This is a genomic window from Thiobaca trueperi, from assembly GCF_004342175.1.
Classification (GTDB): domain Bacteria; phylum Pseudomonadota; class Gammaproteobacteria; order Chromatiales; family Chromatiaceae; genus Thiobaca; species Thiobaca trueperi.
In genome coordinates, this window is the sequence record NZ_SMAO01000009.1 from 44,427 (window position 1) to 60,024 (window position 15,598).

Below are 15,598 nucleotides of genomic sequence, written 5' to 3' on the forward strand. Positions count from 1 at the left end.
CGATGCGTCTATCCGATTTTATCCTCGACGATCTCGAAGTCATTCTTCAAGAGTGGGAGACGTTCGCCGCATCCTTGCTTGAGCCAAACCAAAGGATGGATAAAATTGCGTTACGCGATCATGTCAAAGAGATACTCAAAGCGATTGCCGTCGATCTCACCGAGCCGCAGACAGAATGGGCGGAAAAGCAAAAGTCGAAGGGGAATTCTGATTTTATGGACGCGAAAGGCCATGCATCCATTACGCATGGCAAGGAGCGATTGGCGTTAGGCTTCAGCCTGAATGAGACGGTCGCTGAATATCGAGCACTCCGCGCCAGTGTGATACGACGGTGGCAAAAATCGCTTCTCGATACAGCGGTATCGGACGTAGAGATCGAGGATATCATTCGGTTTAACGAAGCAATCGATCAATCCATCAGTCAATCCGTATCCAGTTATACGTTTAGAAAAGAACAGCGGGCGCGCGTGTTCGATTCGATCCTGTCGTCTTTGCCGGATCTCTGCTTTACCTTCGCGCTCGATACGCGGTTTGCGTATGTCAACAAAGCGATGAGTGAATTATTCTCGCTGCCATCGAGCCAGATCGTTGGAAAAAAATTTATCGACATTGACCCGCGAAATGGCGCCGAGATTCAGAGCCAGATTGAGCACGTCATCCGCGCCAAAACAGAATTGCGCGGAGAGATCAATCATCAAAATCCGTCTGGGCAGATTGAATTTTTCGACTACCTCCTGGTGCCGGTCATAAACCAGGAAGGCGCCGTCGAAGCCGTTTTCGGGATGGCGCGCAACATGACCGAGCGCAAGCAGCGGGAGGATCGAATCTGGCATGCCGCCAATCATGATCCGTTAACCGACTTGCCCAATCGACGCTTGTTTCTCGATCGTCTGGAACAGCAGATGAAGCATGCGTCGCGGAACGGTTCACGCACCGCGCTGTTGTTTATCGACCTCGATGCGTTCAAAGAGGCGAATGATCGATTTGGTCACGAGACGGGGGATCGGTTATTACAGATCGTCGCGGATCGCCTGCGCTTGTGTGTTCGGGATTACGATCCTGTGGCACGCTTAGCCGGTGACGAGTTCTGTATTATTTTGGATGATTCGATCGACATTCAGTCGATCGAACTGGTTGCTGGCAAAATTTTGACGGCGCTGGCAAGCCCGTTTTATATTCTCGATCACAGCGTTCGGATTTCTGCCAGCATTGGGATCGCGCTGTCTCCGCAGGATGCCAGCACGCCTGAAGATGTGATCAAAAAAGCCGATCAGGCGATGTATCGTGCGAAAATGGCAGGGCGTAATCAATTCCGTTTTTTCACGTCCCTGGACGCTGCTTGACGTTGTCTCAAAGACGACCCGACCCGATCCAGATCAGCACCCAGGTCGGCTGATCTTCAGTCGTCCTCGCGGCGTGTCGTCAAGGTGATCAGGTTGCCATCGCCGTCCACCTCAGCCTGAAATTCAATGGGGTGGCAGCAGACGGCGCAGTCCTCAATGTAGTGCTGACTGCCCGCAGAACAGTCCAGGACGGTATCGAAGTCTTCGCCGCAGTAAGGGCAGTGAACTTGGATGTTTTCCAGCATCTGCGCCTCCGCATCGGGGACAAAAACAGCGCCATCAGGCGCATCGGCCTGTTCAGAACCGAATTCCTCATGTGTCGGAGAGCACAGTGTCGAGGTCACGTTTGTGCTCTTCTTCCTGAATCAGGATATTCTCCAGCACGCGCCGCAGACCATATTCCCGGAGTTCCTCGGCTTGGGCGATGCGCTCCCGGTAACGGGTAATGGCCTGATCCTCGCCTGTCAGATCCTGCTGAAGCATGTCCACGCTGCTGAATGAGGTTTCGCGTTTTTCCACTTCAAGTGACGGAACCCCGCCGAGAAAGGTGATCTGGTCGCTGAGCATCACTGCGTGCTCCATCTCCTCCTGGGCATGGATGAGCAGTTCCTTCTGGATCGAGTCGAACCTGGAACCCGTGATGGTTGCCGCGTGCTGTACATACTGGATGGCCGACGCATACTCCCATTCCAGGTCCTTGTTGAGTTCCTGTAATAGCGTTTCTCGTGAAGTCATCATGGTTTTTCCTCGTTGAACTAAACCGCATCTAAACCGCGTCCAGAGCGAGATGCTGAGTTTCGAGTAAGTTCGATGTTTGGCGCATCCACAGCCATTGGTGGGGGCGCGGTTTAAAATTTTATATTTTTTAATATCTTAAACCGCGCCAGCTCCGACAATCATGGATTCAGCAAACACCGATCCAATCCAAGAACACCGCATATCGCGCTGGGCGCGGTTTAGTGCGGTGCCTGCGAGATCGGCGCCGTCCCATAGTAGGCATGGATATCTTTCATCCAGGTCGGATCAGACATGTTGGGCCACTGGTCCTTGTCGAATCCTGGGGCATTTTTGAGGCTATCCTTTTCCACGTTTAGCACGAAGCGTTTGTTTTCGGTATCGAGCGTCAAGGCACTCCAAGGCACGGCAAAGAGCTTTTCTCCCATGCCAAGAAAGCCGCCGAAGGACAGTACCGCATAGGCTACGCTGCCTTTTTGCATATCCAACATGATCTCCTTAATGTCCCCCAGTTTGTCGTCCTGGGGACTGTAGACATCGTTACCAATGAGGGTATCGGCGCCCATCAGCTCGGGACCTGGCCCGACATGGGCGCTGAGATGGCTTTTATCCATGCCTGTGTACATGCCATAAGTATCGCGTTCGGTGTAATTCATGGTCATCTCCGTTCAGCGCATCACATTCAGAAGGAACATCCCGGTCGTCCGAATCATCGGCGACAGTTCGCAACATAGCCCGGCAGTGACACCCGGTCTGTTCGGCAACACACGCAAGCAGCGAATGCTATCGCGGCAGCCACCATCGGGCCACGTCCTGAGCGCCAGATTCGTGCAGCTGTGGCATCTTGACAGCTACCCAGGGCCAAACTCAATTCGCATTTGACTTCTTCGGTTTACGATGAACAACGCCTTTGTGGCAATCAATACAAGTTTTCCCATCCTCCTTTGCGGTCGCGTGACGACGTGCCGCTAAAGAAAACTGTTCCGACAGAACCATGTTTAAAATACTGTGGCAAATACGACATTCTTGTGAGTCGCTCGCTTTCATTTTTGCCCAGACCTGATTAGCGAGTGTCCAGCGGCGAGCCTCGAATTTTTCTGGAGTATCGATGGTTCCATACATCTCCGCCATCAGTTCCTGCACAGCAAAGACCTTCGCGGTTATGGCTGAGATGTGCGATTTGGGAATATGACAGTCAGCGCAGTTCGTCTGAATGCCAATGACATTTTTGAAGTGCAGCGACTCCTCATATTCCTTCAAGCTAATCTGCATCGAATGACAGGAAGTACAGAATTCATTGGTGTTTGTCGCTTCAACCCCATAGCGGATCCCTTCAGCAAAGAGTACGCCCGCAAAGAACGCGAGACCCAAATCAAACATGCGTGATCTCCTGCATGATTCGACGAAGCCCCTCGAAGCGTGGGTTAGGCCAGACGGCGGAAATGAAAAAAGACAAAGAGCACACCGGCGACATGCACGATCACCAACCCGAGGGAGAGATAGGCGAAGAATTCATGGATCTCTTCCCAGTCTTCCCCGCCGTTAGTGAGCGCCCAACCGGTCAAGCCCGTCATCGCAACCGACAACAGCAGCGCCAGAATCATGGCGCCTCCGGCCGGGTTGTGCCCGACATAGCGTGGGGCACGGCAGGCTAGATCCTCCTTCAGATAGGCTAGAACCTGACGTGGCCCGCGCACGAAATCGCTGAAGCGGGCATAGCGGGTGCCGATCACGCCCCAGACCACGCGAATGGCAATCAGGGCCAGGGCCAGATAACCCACCCAGATATGCACCCCGAGCAGCTCATCTTCGACCAGGAAAGCGATCGTAAAGGCAGTGGCGAGCGTCCAATGAAAGGTACGTACCAGCGGATCCCAGACACGGAGACGGTCACTCGTCGTTGCAGACGGGAGGTGAGGGGGCTGAACAGACGTCTTGGTCGTCATCGGCGAGTCTCGCAGTCGCGTGGATCGTGCAGGGAGTGAGCCGGTTAGGTCACCATCAAGGGAGACAGCCTAACGCCGAGCACCTGACCGAACGCTGTGCATCCCGATCAGCCATTGGTCAGATTTGGCGCTGGCGCAGACCGTGGCGCACGGAGATGACGCACACCCTCTCCCTCCTGGGTTGTTTCAGCGGTGCGGATTCTGCTTCAGATGCGGATCGATCGGCGGAATGACGCTCATCTCGGGCGTTCCCGGCAGACGTGGCAGGCTCATCTCCGGGAATTCGCCGGTCAGTCCGTTGAGAAAGGCGACGATGTCCGCGACCTGGGGATCACTGACCTCTTTGTTCAATTGCGCCTTGGCCATGACGCGCACCGCCTGATCCAAGGTCGGGACGCCGCCGTGATTGAAGTAGGGGGCCGTCAGCGCGATGTTGCGCAGGGTCGGGACGCGCCACAGATGTTTGTCCTTCTGGTCCTTGGTCACCATGTAGCGCCCCTGGTCTTCCAGGAGTCCGTACTGGGTGTCGTAGGCGCTACCCGGATAAGTGGGGAATTTCATGAAAAAGCCGGTTCCAACCGGTAAGGTTGGTCCACTGAAATTGGGGCCGGCGTGACAAGCGGTGCAGCCTAACTCGGCGAAGCTGTTCATGCCGCGAACCTGCTGTTCAGTCAAGGCCGCTGCATCGCCCTTGACATAGCGGTCATAGGGTGAGTTGGGAGTGATAAGGGTGCGCTCGAAGGCGGCGATCGCTTTGGCCGCATTGTCGGCTGACAGGGGAGTCGTCTCGTCGGGGAAGGCGGCGGCAAACAGCGGCTGATAGCCCGGAATCTGTTTGAGCCGCGCCATAGCCTGATCCAGGTCGCCCATCCCCTGAGTATCGACAGGGTCAACAGAACGGACGGCTTGGAATGACAAGCCGCATGAAATTGCCACCAATCGTGTCAAGCAAGTACTCATCGCGGGCCTCACTCAAGCGTTCGTCATATCGATCTGTGTTGATTCCCGCAATCCCACAGGGTCAAACGCTTGATCGGCATGAGCGGATCAACTCCGTTCTCATGCCCCGCCTCGGTAAAGCTGGCCGGGCTGCGCCTCGACGAAGTAGCGAATGGCTTCCTCGATATTGAGCCCCAGCTCTATCGCGCTCGGCGCGCTGGCTTCAGTCCGCACCGACCGACGACCCGCGATCCGTTTGGCGGCGCTCACAGAGAACCGGACGAAACCGGCCTGGCGCCGCGGCGTGTGACGGAAACGATTGCGGGGCGTGCGGGAAAGAAGTGAATGCGTGAACATGGGTCGATGCTCCAGTGGCTGTCTTGGGAAGCGATAATTGGCCGCGTTCAATCGCGACTTGGGTACAGCTTAACCGGCGGCCACTGACGGAACCTTAGATGACGTTGTCAGCGAACGATCAGCGAAACCGCGTCCAGAGCGAGAGACTGAGTTTCGAGTGAGTTCGACGTTTGGCGCATCCACGATCTTAGCGGGGACGCGGTTTTAATTTCATATTATTGAATAGCTTAAACCGCGCCAGCGCCAACAGTCATCGATTCTGCCAAGGCCGACCCAATCCCCAAACATCACATACCGCACCGGGCACGGTTTAATCGTCATCGCCATCGCCGTGTTCGCCATGCCGGTCGCGACTCTGCTCCTCCCCACGGTCCTGACGCATCCGGCTCGGCGCCAGCCCTTCACGCTCTCGTCCCGTATTGTCGCCCGCTCGCCCCTGTTCGCCTTCCTCGGCCTCGCTGCTGCGGTGACACTCGACACAGTTCTCGTAATTGAAGATCCCTTCCTCCACATGCGCTTCGCGGATCTTCGAGCGCGAGTGCTCATGACAGCCATAGCAGGTATAGCGGCTATAATCCTGGTCCATGTGACAGGTGGCGCAGGTGGTCTGGTGAGCCTGATCGAAGCGGAAGAACTGATCATGATCGAGGGTGGCCGGCAGCCAGCTTTGTGATGAGTGACACTCACTGCATTGGGCAACCATCTCCCGGTGCAGACTGTCTCCAGGGTTGCGGTGGCATCCGTTGCACTGGTCGCGCGTCTTGACCTGCAACAGCTCATGCGAGAACTGGCCGATGGGGCGGAAGGCCTGCACGCCCTTGTGGTCGCTGTGGCAGGCGACGCAGTCCTGTTCGATCAGATCCTGATGGAAGGGCACCAGTTTTCGCTCGTTGGCAATCGCCAGCCCCTTGGTGGTGACCAGACCGATCTCCGCCGGCTGGTGACATTGAACGCACTTCGCCGGACGGCTGCCGATGAAAGGCGTGTGACAGGCGAAGCAATCGGTTTCAAGGGCCGCATGGGCTTCAATCGGCGGACCGGGCGCGACCATCCATTGCGGATACAGAAAGGTGATCAGCACCAGCAGCGCCAGATTCGCGGCGACGATGTAGAAGATGGGTTTTTTGCTCATGACCACTGCCAGAACAGGAAGATACTGAGGATGTGCGTCAGTCCGAGCACCCCGAAGGCAAGCGTGATCGGGAAATGCACGGCCCGCCATTGCTTCATCAGATCCACCGTGACCGCATCCCAGAAGAGTTCCTGATCGACCGACGTTGTGTTCAGGCCCTGCCCGGCGTAGAGGTCACGTTTCGCGCTCAAGTCGCGTCGCGACCGATCCAGCAGATACTGACCCGTCATCCCGCTGGCCAATGTCACCAGCATCGCCACCAGGGCCAGCCAGGGCAGGATGGTATAGACATGGATTCCGGCGTGGACCAGGATCATCAGCACCCCCAGCCAGGTCAGCACCTCATGCAGACGCAGCAGCGTTTTCGGCTTGCCAAATTGAATCAGCTTGCGCTTGCGCATCGAATAGAAGAAAGAAAGCAGAATCAGGATCGTGCCGGGGATGCCCAGATAGCGTCCGACCCACACCAGATCCAGCAGATGCAGCAGGGCGTCGGCAATCGCGGTCGCGACCAGCAGCGACCCGAACAGGAACAGGAAAGGCAACACTTCTTTGCGAGCGATTGAGCGTTTCATGGCAGTCTCTACAGGGCCAGAGTCAGGTCGGTGGCCGGGGTCGCGATACAGAGCAGACAATGGCCCGGCTTCACGTCCGCGTCCGGCGTCTGTTGGTAAGTCACCTCGCCGGACTCGATGCGCGTCTGACAACTGCCGCAACTGCCAGCACGGCAGCCTGAATCGACCCGGATACCCTGGTCCTCTGCCAGCTCAAGTAAGGATTCGCTGGTCGCGTCCCACTGGATGGTCTTGCCCGACTGGCTGAAACGCACCGCGACCGGGTCGCTCACCGTCGTTGAGACAGGCCCCCGACGCTTGGTCAGCGAGGCGGGACCGAACGACTCGTAATGGATGTTCTCATCCGCGACACCCGACTCACTGAGGGCAGGAACCAGCGTTTCCATCATCGCCGGTGGGCCGCAGACATAGAAATCGTAACGTCCGAAATGAAGCGCTTTCTGGAGCAGCCGGATATCGATCCAGCCCTGATGCTGGTAGTCGATGCCGGGGCGATCCGCAGCGGATGGCTCGGCGTAACAGACATGCAGATGCAGTTCCGGATGCGTGTCGCGCAAACTCTCCAGATGCGCCTTCATGATGTGCTCGCCCCGGTTGCGCACGCCATAGAAGAGCCAGACCTCGCGCGGATCGGCCCGATGGGCCAGCGTGTTGAGGATACTGAGCAGCGGGGTAAGACCGATGCCGCCGGCAATCAGCACGATCGGCAACTCGCTTTCTGCGTCCAGATGAAAATGCCCGGACGGGGCGCGCACCGATAGCCGCGCGCCTTCCTGGATGTGATCGTGGAAATAGTTCGAGGCGATGCCCGGCGGAACCTCCGGCTTGCCGGGCGGTGCCGGCACCCGTTTGATCGATACCCGGTACATGTCCGCTCGTGGGCGGTCGGAGAGCGAGTAACAGCGCACGACGCTGGTTGGCGCACCGCCTGCCGGATCGGGGATCTCCAGCCTGAAGGTGAGATATTGACCCGGCTGATAGAGTGGGAGCGGTGCGCCATCGGTCGGTGCCAGATAGAAGGAGCAGACGCTGGCGTTGCCGTCTTCGATCACCCGGCGCTGGACTACGAACTCCCGGTCACCGGGCCAAGCCGCTGTCTTGGTGGTCATGGCGGGCGCGGGGGACGCTGTGACGCCGGCCAAGGCCGATGGTGGGACGAAATCCGGTTCCGGGCGTTCCAGCGCACGATAGCGGATCTGTTGACGATAGAATCCGAAGGCCGCGAAACCGGCTACCTGGAGCAGGATCAAGCCACTGATCAGGATGGCAAAGGTCGTCGTGCTCATGATGCTTGTCCCAATCTGCATGCGGTTTCACGCGATCAAATCAGCGTTGATGCCGGCAACCAATCGCTGCTTGCCGGCCTCAAAACGCTGGTCGTCATCCACGGCGGCTCAATCCGTCCAGGGGCCGTGGCCGGGGATGTTGATCTGCTGCTCGCTGTAATCGCCCTCAGCCGCTTTGCGATGACAGGCATTGCATTTGCTCAGACTCCCCACGTCGGGATTGTCCTTGATCAGACGCAATGGGATCTCGTCATGCTCTTTCACGAAGTAAGGGTTCTCGCTGATGCGCGGGAGGCCACCGTTGGCCCCGGTGTGCGACTCGGCAAATTTCCGCGCCCGTTTTCCGCCCGTCTGGTCAGCCGCATTGGCGGTCAGATAGGCGCTGATCTCGTTGCGGAGTGCATCCGTTAATGAGGCGTCGTCGCCGTAGTGATTGCTGAGTCCCTCGGGCGACATGACCGCCGCCCAGGCACGGGCCGGCAGCAGACCCGGTTGATAGGCCATGTGGCAGGAACCGCATTCCTCGCCATAGGCCGCATTGGTCACCGGGGCGAAATCGGCATGGGGCTGTGACCGCTCGCTGCGATTGCCGCGCCGGTCATCATCGTCATCATCATCGCCAAAGGCCATGCCAGCGGCCCCCAGAGTGAAGAGGCCAACGGCCAGGATGGAGAGCATTTTTTGGTGATGGTTCATTGGTATGGTTTCCCGTTGTGTGAGTTTTCATGATGGGCAGCAGGCGATGCATCAGCACCGCCGAACTCAATCCCCCCAAGGGCCGTGGCCGGGGATATCGATCTGACTGTCGTTGTAGATCCCTTTGGCGGCACCGCGATGGCAGGCCGGGCATTGGCTGAAACTGCCGACATCGGGGTTGCCGGCCACCAGCGATGTCGGCACCCGGTCATGCTTGCGTTTGAAATAGCGCGTCTCGGTGATGCGCGGCAGCCCGGTTCCCGCCTTGGCATCAAAGCCAACGGCAAAGGCGCGGGAACGGACCTCGCTGGCCTGATCAGCGGCATGGGCCGTCAGATAGGCGAGGATCCCGGTACGCAGCGTTTCCGCCAGCGAGGCATCGTCGCCGTAATGATCGCCCAGCGCGGCGGGATCCATGACCTGTGCCCAGGCCTGTGCCGGCAGCAGTCCAGGCTGATAGGCCAGGTGACAGGAACCGCATTCCCCGCCGTAAGTAGCATTGGCGACCGGGGCGACATCAGCACGGGAGGTCAACCAGCCACCGCGCTTCACGTTCCCGTTGCCGTCATCGCTGACGGCGACGCCAACCGCGCCAAGTGTGACCAGACCCAGCAGGATGAGGATGCCTTTGCGATGGGTCATGGATCCGCTCTCCCGCTTACTGCGTCTTGATATAGGCGACGAAATCGGCCTTTTCGGTGGCCGTGCATTCGCGCCCGAGGGTCCATTTGCAGTTGCGCAGCAGCCATTTTTCGATTTTGGCCTGATCGGTCAGCCGCTTGGGATTGACCGATGGCGCGAGCGGCTCGATCACCTTGCCGGTGTTGGCCTGACGACCCGGCTGAGTCAGATCCTTGCCATGGCAGGTGACACAACTGCGTGCCGGGGAGCCGTCCGACTGGGGATATTCTTTAGACCAGCCCGCTTTGCCTGCCGCCGCATCGGCGGCGAGCAGTGTGGCGGGGAGGCTGAGTGCGCCAGCGGCGACCAGTGCGATGACAAGGCTTGTTTTCATCAATCTTTTCTCCGTTTGAATCCAGTGAGCATGGCCCCGACCCGATTTTCGTGATGGGCGAGGCTGGAAAGAGCACGCAACGGATGACGGCATCATTGGGCTCCCCTAAGCGGATTGGTGCGGCGTCGGATGACGGCGCTGGATCGCGAGGTAGGCGCCACGTTACGCGGTCAGACCTGACTAAACGCTGTCAGCTTCGCTCAGGGATCGGTCAGCAAACAGGCCGCATGATGCGCCATGCACATTTCATCGACGACGATTAGCGTGACGTTCGCGCTGGCGACCCTGTGGCTGGGTTCGGCGACGCTGGCATCGGCAGCGAGTCACGATGTCGAACCGGATCATGAGCGGGCGCGTCAGGCGCTGAATCGCGGTGAGGTCCGGCCCATCGCTGACATTCTGGCGTTGGTCGCGCAAACCGTGCCGGGAGAAGTGATCGAGGTTGAGTTCGATGACGTGGAGCGTCTTGGCAAGGACGCCTGGTGCTATGAACTCAAAATTCTGGCCCCCGACGGACGTGTTCTGGAAATCCAGGTCGATGCCGCGACGGGACGCATCCTCAGCGTCGAAGAAGATTGATACCCAGGCGGTTGAGGACGGAGAGGCTGAACGGGCCGCGCACGACGCCTCAGCGCCGGCATGATGGTTCACACACCTAAAAATTTACTCATGACGAATCGTTTTTATCATCCCAAAATGGCCTCCGCCGGCGCGCGGCTCCTCTCCTACGTCGAACTCATTGGCCTCACGGTGATTTCCATTGCCACGCTCATTGCCGGCGGCCAGGAGGTCGCCGACATGATTGCGCTCCGTCAGGTGACTCTGGCCGACCTGCTCCTGCTCTTCATTTACCTGGAGGTGTTGAGCATGGTCGCGGTCTATCTGGAATCCGGCGCGTTGCCGGTGCGGATGCCGCTCTATATCGCCATGGTGGCCCTGGCGCGACACCTGATCCTTGATCTGAAAGGACTCACCGAGTGGCAGATCATCGCCATCGCGTCAGGGGTTCTGATTTTGGCGGGCGCCGTGCTCCTGATCCGCTACGGCCATGTGCGCTTTCCTTACGAAGTCCCGCGCGAAGGCGCGGCGCGGGAGCGCGGGGAGTCATGACCCATCATCGGCGACTGAATCGACACCGTTGTGGCATGAGATGAAACCGATCCTGTTAACGGTCGCCAATGACATCATGATCGCCCGGCTATCAAGCGCACCGTTTCAATCACGCCGATTACAGGCTAAATCGATGCTTGACCGGAGGCGCAAGGTTGAGTTTCGGTTGCTGCACCCGTCAGCGCTACCGATGCCAGGAGTGCCAAGATCATAACGGATGACAATGCGTGATGAGAACGGTAGCCACCGCGTCGTGACATACGGGAAAGCCTTTAAACGAGGATCGCCGACTTGAACGCAAACGCCATGCTGCAACGCAATGATCCGGCCACACAGACCGCCCATTGGCGTATCACCCTGGGTACCCTAACGAACCGCAAACCGCCCTTGCCCAATCGAACAACCGGTTTCCGTTTCATCCCATTGGCGGAGGATCTCCTGCACACGGGCCATCGCGATGGGCACTGCGGCCTCGACCGCCGGGGTGAGTCTGTCACCCCAGCCGATGACCGCCGGTTCGATCCCCACCAGGGCGCGTCGCTCAGGCAACCGATCAGTCAGCCGCACCATGTCCAGCAGGTCGGCAAGGCTCACCTCATGCACGCTGTTGGCGTGCTGGCGCAACTGTCGATCCATGGCCTCTCCCTCGAAGACGCGAACGGTTCCTGGGGGATCACCCATCGCGGCGGCATCCACGACGATCAAACATCGGCAATCCTCAATCGGCCCCGCGAGGGTGAAACTGAGGGTTCCGCCGTCAAGGAACAGCAGCGGTCCGGCGGGGTCTGCCTCCGCCTTTAGGTGTCGGACGACCAGCGGACCGACGCCCTCATCCGTCATGAGCGTGTTGCCAAGGCCAAGGACGAGCGTGCTTTGCGTCATGTGGTTACTCCCGCCACCATGTCTGTGGATTTTGTTCAATTTACCCTTGACGCTTAGCCTGTCACATCGCGTCAAACGTCCGGAGTGCAAACACGATGTGTCTCGGTATCCCGATGCAGATTCAGTCTATCGATGGTTTCGCTGCCCGTTGCGCCGCCAAGGGCGTGGAACGGGAGGTGAACCTCTTCATGCTCCAGCACGAGCCCTTGGCCGTCGGCGACTATGTGGTCGTCCATCTGGGCTATGCCATGGATCGGATCAGCCCCTCTGCGGCAGCAGCGGCTTGGGAAGTCTATGATCAAATGCTGGCTGCGGACGGCGCTACTTAATCGCTACATAGAAGATGGTTTTAGGTGATCATCCGCTGACAAGGTCATCTAGGGGGTTTCACCCCAAGCGAGGCGTTCAAACGCTGCCCGCTGCACAGGATATCTTGGTTAGAGGTCCGGCTCCGTGGTTGAGATTGACCTGAACCAAGGGCGTGCCGTTTGCGTCGATGATGTGTACTGCACATCCGATACAGGGATCGAAGCTGTGGATGGTCCGCAGCACTTCGAGCGGCTGCGACAAATCGGCCAGGACATGCCCTTGCAGCGCCGTTTCGTAGGGTCCAGGCGTGCCGCCAGCGTCCCGTGGACCGGCGTTCCAGCCGCTGGCTACGACACATTCATAGTTGTCGATCATGCCCGTCCCTGGATTAATGTCGATCCAGTGACCCAGGGCGCCGCGCGGCGCTTCGGTGAAACCGAAACCGATGCCGTTATTGGGCCACAAGGTCGGCTGCTGGAGGCGCCGGAACGTTTCTGGATTCCAGTAGGCTCCCGCTCGATTGCTGTAGTAAAGCTGATACCAGCCCGGGTAAGCGGGAGTGCCTGCCGCTTTGTCGGCGGTTCTGCCCGCCATCTGGTCGGCGATGATTTTGGTCTCCAACATCCGGCAGAAGATGCGACCCAGGGTCGAGTTCAGTTGGTCGAAACGCAGGCCAAGACCGCCATTCGACGCGGGATTGGTCCAGATTTGCTGGACGAAGCGGCGCACCAGCTTGTCGGTCGGTTGGGTGCCCCGCGCATGCATGGTCAGGATATGGGCCAGCGGCCCCACCTCCATGGGCTGGCCATCGTAGCGAGGCGATTTGATCCAAGAGTATGCATCGCTCTCTTTCAGCATATAAGCCGTCCCATCCGGAGGCGGCCCACGATAGTCGAGGACGGTCCAGCCACGCGAGGGATGGACCGCTTGGCTGCTCCCACGCTGATACCAGGCGTGGGTGACGTCCTCGGTCACCCGTTGCTCATCGAAGGGTTCCAGCTTCCCGAGCGCGCCGGCCCAGATGACGCCGGGCGGGAAAACGTAACCGCTCGGGTAGTCGATGGCGCCATCGACGAATTCCTGCTTGACCAGTTTCGGGTCGGGAAACTCGCCATAAGACAAGAAATTGCCGGCGGTGGCGCCGATACTCGCCCACGCCTTGTACCGCTTTGCCACCAAGACGACGTCGGGCATATAGACCTGATCGACGAAGGACTTCATCTTCGCCACCGCCGTCTTGATCAGCGTCAGACCCGCCGTGTTGAGCGAGGTGCCGCCGATCTCCTCATTGACCGCCCCGGTGTTGGTGCTCAGGGTGCAGGGCATCCCACCCACCACCAGATTGGGGTGGGGATCCTTGCCGCCGAAGACCGTGTGTAACTTCACCACTTCCCGCGCCCAGGCCAGCGCCTCCAGATAATGGGAGACGAGCAGCAGATTTTCTTCCGGCGACAGTTTGTAAGCGGGATGGCCCCAGTAACCGTTCGCGAAGAGGCCAAGCTGGCCCCGGCTCACCAAGCCGTTTAACTTGTTCAGGACCGACTGAAAGTACGCGGCGTCGGGAAGCGCCCCATTGTTGGGCTTATAGGCGGGGTTGTTGAGTTTTGTCAGGGCGGCAGTGCTGGCCGGGTTGGCCTTCAAGGCGCTGACGACATCCACCCAATCCAGCGCGTGGAGATGGTAAAAATGCATGACATGATCATGCACATATTGAGCGCCGATCATCATGTTACGGATGTAGTCGGCGTTCCTCGGCACCTTGATGCCAATGGCATTTTCCACCGCCCGCACCGAGGTCAAGCCATGGACGACGGTGCAGACGCCACAGATGCGTTGGGTGAAGGCCCAGGCGTCACGCGGGTCACGCCCCCGGAGGATGATTTCGAGACCCCGCACCATGGTGCTGGAGCTGAGCGCCGGCTGAGTAATTTTGCCGCTTTTCCCATCGCTGGTTTCGGCATATGCCTGGATGCGCAGATGCCCTTCGATGCGCGTCACCGGATCGATGACGATCGTCGATGTTGTTGTTGTAGCCATGACCTTGCTCCTCAATCGAGAATGTCAGCCGCAGGCGGCGGCGGGCGTCCGTGGCAACCGATCCGATGGAACGGTCCTAACCGCGATCCTAATCATCGTCGTCATCGTCATCGTCATCGCCGCCGCCGTCGCTGTGGCAGGTCTCGCAGGGCATGCCGCGACTATGGCCAGAGCCGGTCCCCAGGGGGATATAGAACCCCTGTTTGCCCTCGAAGTTGAGCCCATCCCAGAAATCAGGCTCGGCGCACCCGATACATCCATGGCCGGACATCATGGGAAAACTGGTGCCCTGGTTCCAGCGAATGCGTGAACAGGCATTGTGGGTCACCGGTCCTTTGCAACCGACCTTGTACAGACAGCCGCCCTTGCGCGAGACCCCATCATCGAACTGCTGAACGAACGGCCCGTCCTCGAAAAATTCTTCGCGATAGCAGTCGTCATGCACGGTATCGCCATAGAACATCACCGGTCGGCCCTGACTGTCCAGGGCCGGCATCCCCTTCGCCAGATAGTAGAGGATCACCCCGGTCATCACTTCCGGAATCGGCGGGCAGCCGGACACGTTGATCAAGGGGGTCTTGATGCCAAGTCGCGTCATGAGCGCACCGATCGACAGTGCGCCCGTCGGGTTCGGATTGGCTTTGGGCAAGCCGCCGAAGCTCGCGCAGGTCCCGACCGCGATGACCAGCCTGGCGGTTCTGGCGGCGGCCTCGAAGCGTTTGGCGCCGCTCCGACCGCCACTGATGAAGTAGCCATTGCGCTGGCTTCCATCCCATGGCGCGGGAATCGATCCATCGACGATCAGAATATGACCGGACTTGGTGACCTCTTTCAGCCGCTGCTCGGACCGGTCACCGGCCGCCGCCATCAAGGTTTCGTGATAATCCAGTGAGATCAGGTTGAGAATCAGGTTCTCGATGGTCGCGCCGCCGCTGAAGGCAAAGGAGTTCACCATCGACTCGGTGCAACCGGTACATTCCTGAAACGGTAGCCAGACCACCGAGGGCTTGGTCGGAGACGTGGCCGCCGCAGCCAGCCGGGGCACCATGGATTGCGGCAACGCCATGATGGATGCCAGGCCGGCGCAATAGGAGAGGAAGCGCCGCCGACTGATGCCCGCTTCAAGCAGTCGGCTCGCGGTGGCGTCGTCCAGTGCGATGTCCTTTTGCGCAGGAGCAGGGGAAACGGGCGTGGTCGCGCGATTTCGGAACGCTACAGTCATGGTCGTGTTTCCTC

General features: G+C 59.0%; 20 protein-coding genes. 4 read left to right on the forward strand and 16 right to left on the reverse strand.

Translation table 11 applies throughout. From position 1 onward, the window contains the following. The first annotated feature begins 2 nt into the window (after positions 1 to 2). Positions 3 to 1,343 (forward strand): diguanylate cyclase domain-containing protein, encoded by a 1,341-nt coding sequence (locus tag EDC35_RS15470; protein WP_132978167.1) that lies wholly within the window; start codon positions 3 to 5, stop codon positions 1,341 to 1,343. Between the two features lie 56 nt (positions 1,344 to 1,399). On the opposite strand, the gene EDC35_RS15475 is transcribed toward EDC35_RS15470, so the two are convergent. From EDC35_RS15475 to EDC35_RS15535, 13 genes are all read right to left on the reverse strand, one after another. After that, positions 1,400 to 1,687 (reverse strand): CPXCG motif-containing cysteine-rich protein, encoded by a 288-nt coding sequence (locus tag EDC35_RS15475; protein WP_424565299.1) that lies wholly within the window; start codon positions 1,685 to 1,687, stop codon positions 1,400 to 1,402. Further along, complete coding sequence (locus tag EDC35_RS15480; RefSeq protein WP_132978168.1) at positions 1,656 to 2,081, reverse strand: ferritin-like domain-containing protein; 426 nt, start codon at positions 2,079 to 2,081, stop codon at positions 1,656 to 1,658. Before EDC35_RS15480 ends, EDC35_RS15475 begins: the two co-directional genes overlap by 32 nt. Positions 2,082 to 2,299: 218 nt before the next feature. Further along, positions 2,300 to 2,734 (reverse strand): PRC-barrel domain-containing protein, encoded by a 435-nt coding sequence (locus tag EDC35_RS15485; RefSeq protein ID WP_132978169.1) that lies wholly within the window; start codon positions 2,732 to 2,734, stop codon positions 2,300 to 2,302. Between the two features lie 211 nt (positions 2,735 to 2,945). Next, the gene (locus tag EDC35_RS15490; protein ID WP_132978170.1) at positions 2,946 to 3,458 is read right to left on the reverse strand and encodes a NapC/NirT family cytochrome c; all 513 of its coding nucleotides are present in this window, start codon (positions 3,456 to 3,458) and stop codon (positions 2,946 to 2,948) included. A gap of 44 nt (positions 3,459 to 3,502) precedes the next feature. Then, entirely contained in the window at positions 3,503 to 4,024 is a 522-nt protein-coding gene (locus tag EDC35_RS15495) for a cytochrome b/b6 domain-containing protein (RefSeq protein WP_132978171.1), read from the reverse strand. A gap of 186 nt (positions 4,025 to 4,210) precedes the next feature. Next, the gene (locus tag EDC35_RS15500; RefSeq protein ID WP_132978172.1) at positions 4,211 to 4,984 is read right to left on the reverse strand and encodes a cytochrome-c peroxidase; all 774 of its coding nucleotides are present in this window, start codon (positions 4,982 to 4,984) and stop codon (positions 4,211 to 4,213) included. A 99-nt stretch (positions 4,985 to 5,083) separates the two neighbouring features. Beyond that, positions 5,084 to 5,320, reverse strand: coding sequence for a hypothetical protein (locus tag EDC35_RS15505; protein ID WP_132978173.1), 237 nt, complete (start codon positions 5,318 to 5,320; stop codon positions 5,084 to 5,086). Between the two features lie 310 nt (positions 5,321 to 5,630). After that, positions 5,631 to 6,452 carry a cytochrome c3 family protein gene (locus EDC35_RS15510; protein WP_132978174.1) on the reverse strand — a complete coding sequence of 274 codons (822 nt, stop codon included), beginning with the start codon at positions 6,450 to 6,452 and terminating at the stop codon, positions 5,631 to 5,633. Continuing rightward, the gene (locus EDC35_RS15515; protein WP_132978175.1) at positions 6,449 to 7,027 is read right to left on the reverse strand and encodes a hypothetical protein; all 579 of its coding nucleotides are present in this window, start codon (positions 7,025 to 7,027) and stop codon (positions 6,449 to 6,451) included. Before EDC35_RS15515 ends, EDC35_RS15510 begins: the two co-directional genes overlap by 4 nt. A gap of 8 nt (positions 7,028 to 7,035) precedes the next feature. Beyond that, complete coding sequence (locus tag EDC35_RS15520) at positions 7,036 to 8,313, reverse strand: 2Fe-2S iron-sulfur cluster-binding protein (RefSeq protein ID WP_132978176.1); 1,278 nt, start codon at positions 8,311 to 8,313, stop codon at positions 7,036 to 7,038. 108 nt (positions 8,314 to 8,421) lie between these two features. After that, positions 8,422 to 9,009, reverse strand: coding sequence for a diheme cytochrome c (locus EDC35_RS15525; RefSeq protein ID WP_132978177.1), 588 nt, complete (start codon positions 9,007 to 9,009; stop codon positions 8,422 to 8,424). A 66-nt stretch (positions 9,010 to 9,075) separates the two neighbouring features. After that, on the reverse strand, positions 9,076 to 9,651 hold the full coding sequence (locus tag EDC35_RS15530) for a diheme cytochrome c (RefSeq protein ID WP_132978178.1): 576 nt from the start codon (positions 9,649 to 9,651) through the stop codon (positions 9,076 to 9,078). A gap of 16 nt (positions 9,652 to 9,667) precedes the next feature. After that, positions 9,668 to 10,024 (reverse strand): DUF1924 domain-containing protein, encoded by a 357-nt coding sequence (locus EDC35_RS15535; RefSeq protein WP_132978179.1) that lies wholly within the window; start codon positions 10,022 to 10,024, stop codon positions 9,668 to 9,670. A gap of 237 nt (positions 10,025 to 10,261) precedes the next feature. Between EDC35_RS15535 and EDC35_RS15540 the strand changes: the two genes are divergently transcribed. Both EDC35_RS15540 and EDC35_RS15545 read left to right on the forward strand, forming a co-directional pair. Then, positions 10,262 to 10,603 carry a PepSY domain-containing protein gene (locus EDC35_RS15540; RefSeq protein ID WP_132978180.1) on the forward strand — a complete coding sequence of 114 codons (342 nt, stop codon included), beginning with the start codon at positions 10,262 to 10,264 and terminating at the stop codon, positions 10,601 to 10,603. Between the two features lie 90 nt (positions 10,604 to 10,693). Further along, positions 10,694 to 11,134: a phosphate-starvation-inducible protein PsiE gene (locus EDC35_RS15545; RefSeq protein WP_132978181.1), complete on the forward strand. Its 441-nt coding sequence runs from the start codon at positions 10,694 to 10,696 to the stop codon at positions 11,132 to 11,134. A 366-nt stretch (positions 11,135 to 11,500) separates the two neighbouring features. On the opposite strand, the gene EDC35_RS15550 is transcribed toward EDC35_RS15545, so the two are convergent. Continuing rightward, a complete protein-coding gene (locus EDC35_RS15550; protein WP_132978182.1) occupies positions 11,501 to 12,016 on the reverse strand; it encodes a HyaD/HybD family hydrogenase maturation endopeptidase in 516 nt (171 codons plus the stop codon). A gap of 95 nt (positions 12,017 to 12,111) precedes the next feature. Between EDC35_RS15550 and EDC35_RS15555 the strand changes: the two genes are divergently transcribed. Then, positions 12,112 to 12,345, forward strand: a complete 234-nt coding sequence (locus tag EDC35_RS15555) for a HypC/HybG/HupF family hydrogenase formation chaperone (protein WP_132978183.1) — start codon at positions 12,112 to 12,114, stop codon at positions 12,343 to 12,345. Between the two features lie 76 nt (positions 12,346 to 12,421). Here the strand turns inward: EDC35_RS15555 and EDC35_RS15560 are convergent, their stop codons facing one another. Together EDC35_RS15560 and EDC35_RS15565 are read right to left on the reverse strand one after the other, a co-directional pair. Then, positions 12,422 to 14,377 carry a nickel-dependent hydrogenase large subunit gene (locus EDC35_RS15560; protein WP_341539443.1) on the reverse strand — a complete coding sequence of 652 codons (1,956 nt, stop codon included), beginning with the start codon at positions 14,375 to 14,377 and terminating at the stop codon, positions 12,422 to 12,424. A gap of 73 nt (positions 14,378 to 14,450) precedes the next feature. Beyond that, complete coding sequence (locus EDC35_RS15565; RefSeq protein ID WP_132978184.1) at positions 14,451 to 15,584, reverse strand: hydrogenase small subunit; 1,134 nt, start codon at positions 15,582 to 15,584, stop codon at positions 14,451 to 14,453. Positions 15,585 to 15,598: the final 14 nt, after the last annotated feature.

Coding starts and splice junctions, on each gene's coding strand:
- EDC35_RS15470 (WP_132978167.1), top strand. CDS start 3: ATGCGTCTATCCGATTTTATCCTCGACGATCTCGAAGTCATTCTTCAA.
- EDC35_RS15480 (WP_132978168.1), bottom strand. CDS start 2,081: ATGATGACTTCACGAGAAACGCTATTACAGGAACTCAACAAGGACCTG.
- EDC35_RS15485 (WP_132978169.1), bottom strand. CDS start 2,734: ATGAATTACACCGAACGCGATACTTATGGCATGTACACAGGCATGGAT.
- EDC35_RS15490 (WP_132978170.1), bottom strand. CDS start 3,458: ATGTTTGATTTGGGTCTCGCGTTCTTTGCGGGCGTACTCTTTGCTGAA.
- EDC35_RS15495 (WP_132978171.1), bottom strand. CDS start 4,024: ATGACGACCAAGACGTCTGTTCAGCCCCCTCACCTCCCGTCTGCAACG.
- EDC35_RS15500 (WP_132978172.1), bottom strand. CDS start 4,984: ATGAGTACTTGCTTGACACGATTGGTGGCAATTTCATGCGGCTTGTCA.
- EDC35_RS15505 (WP_132978173.1), bottom strand. CDS start 5,320: ATGTTCACGCATTCACTTCTTTCCCGCACGCCCCGCAATCGTTTCCGT.
- EDC35_RS15510 (WP_132978174.1), bottom strand. CDS start 6,452: ATGAGCAAAAAACCCATCTTCTACATCGTCGCCGCGAATCTGGCGCTG.
- EDC35_RS15515 (WP_132978175.1), bottom strand. CDS start 7,027: ATGAAACGCTCAATCGCTCGCAAAGAAGTGTTGCCTTTCCTGTTCCTG.
- EDC35_RS15520 (WP_132978176.1), bottom strand. CDS start 8,313: ATGAGCACGACGACCTTTGCCATCCTGATCAGTGGCTTGATCCTGCTC.
- EDC35_RS15525 (WP_132978177.1), bottom strand. CDS start 9,009: ATGAACCATCACCAAAAAATGCTCTCCATCCTGGCCGTTGGCCTCTTC.
- EDC35_RS15530 (WP_132978178.1), bottom strand. CDS start 9,651: ATGACCCATCGCAAAGGCATCCTCATCCTGCTGGGTCTGGTCACACTT.
- EDC35_RS15535 (WP_132978179.1), bottom strand. CDS start 10,024: ATGAAAACAAGCCTTGTCATCGCACTGGTCGCCGCTGGCGCACTCAGC.
- EDC35_RS15540 (WP_132978180.1), top strand. CDS start 10,262: ATGCACATTTCATCGACGACGATTAGCGTGACGTTCGCGCTGGCGACC.
- EDC35_RS15545 (WP_132978181.1), top strand. CDS start 10,694: ATGACGAATCGTTTTTATCATCCCAAAATGGCCTCCGCCGGCGCGCGG.
- EDC35_RS15550 (WP_132978182.1), bottom strand. CDS start 12,016: ATGACGCAAAGCACGCTCGTCCTTGGCCTTGGCAACACGCTCATGACG.
- EDC35_RS15555 (WP_132978183.1), top strand. CDS start 12,112: ATGTGTCTCGGTATCCCGATGCAGATTCAGTCTATCGATGGTTTCGCT.
- EDC35_RS15565 (WP_132978184.1), bottom strand. CDS start 15,584: ATGACTGTAGCGTTCCGAAATCGCGCGACCACGCCCGTTTCCCCTGCT.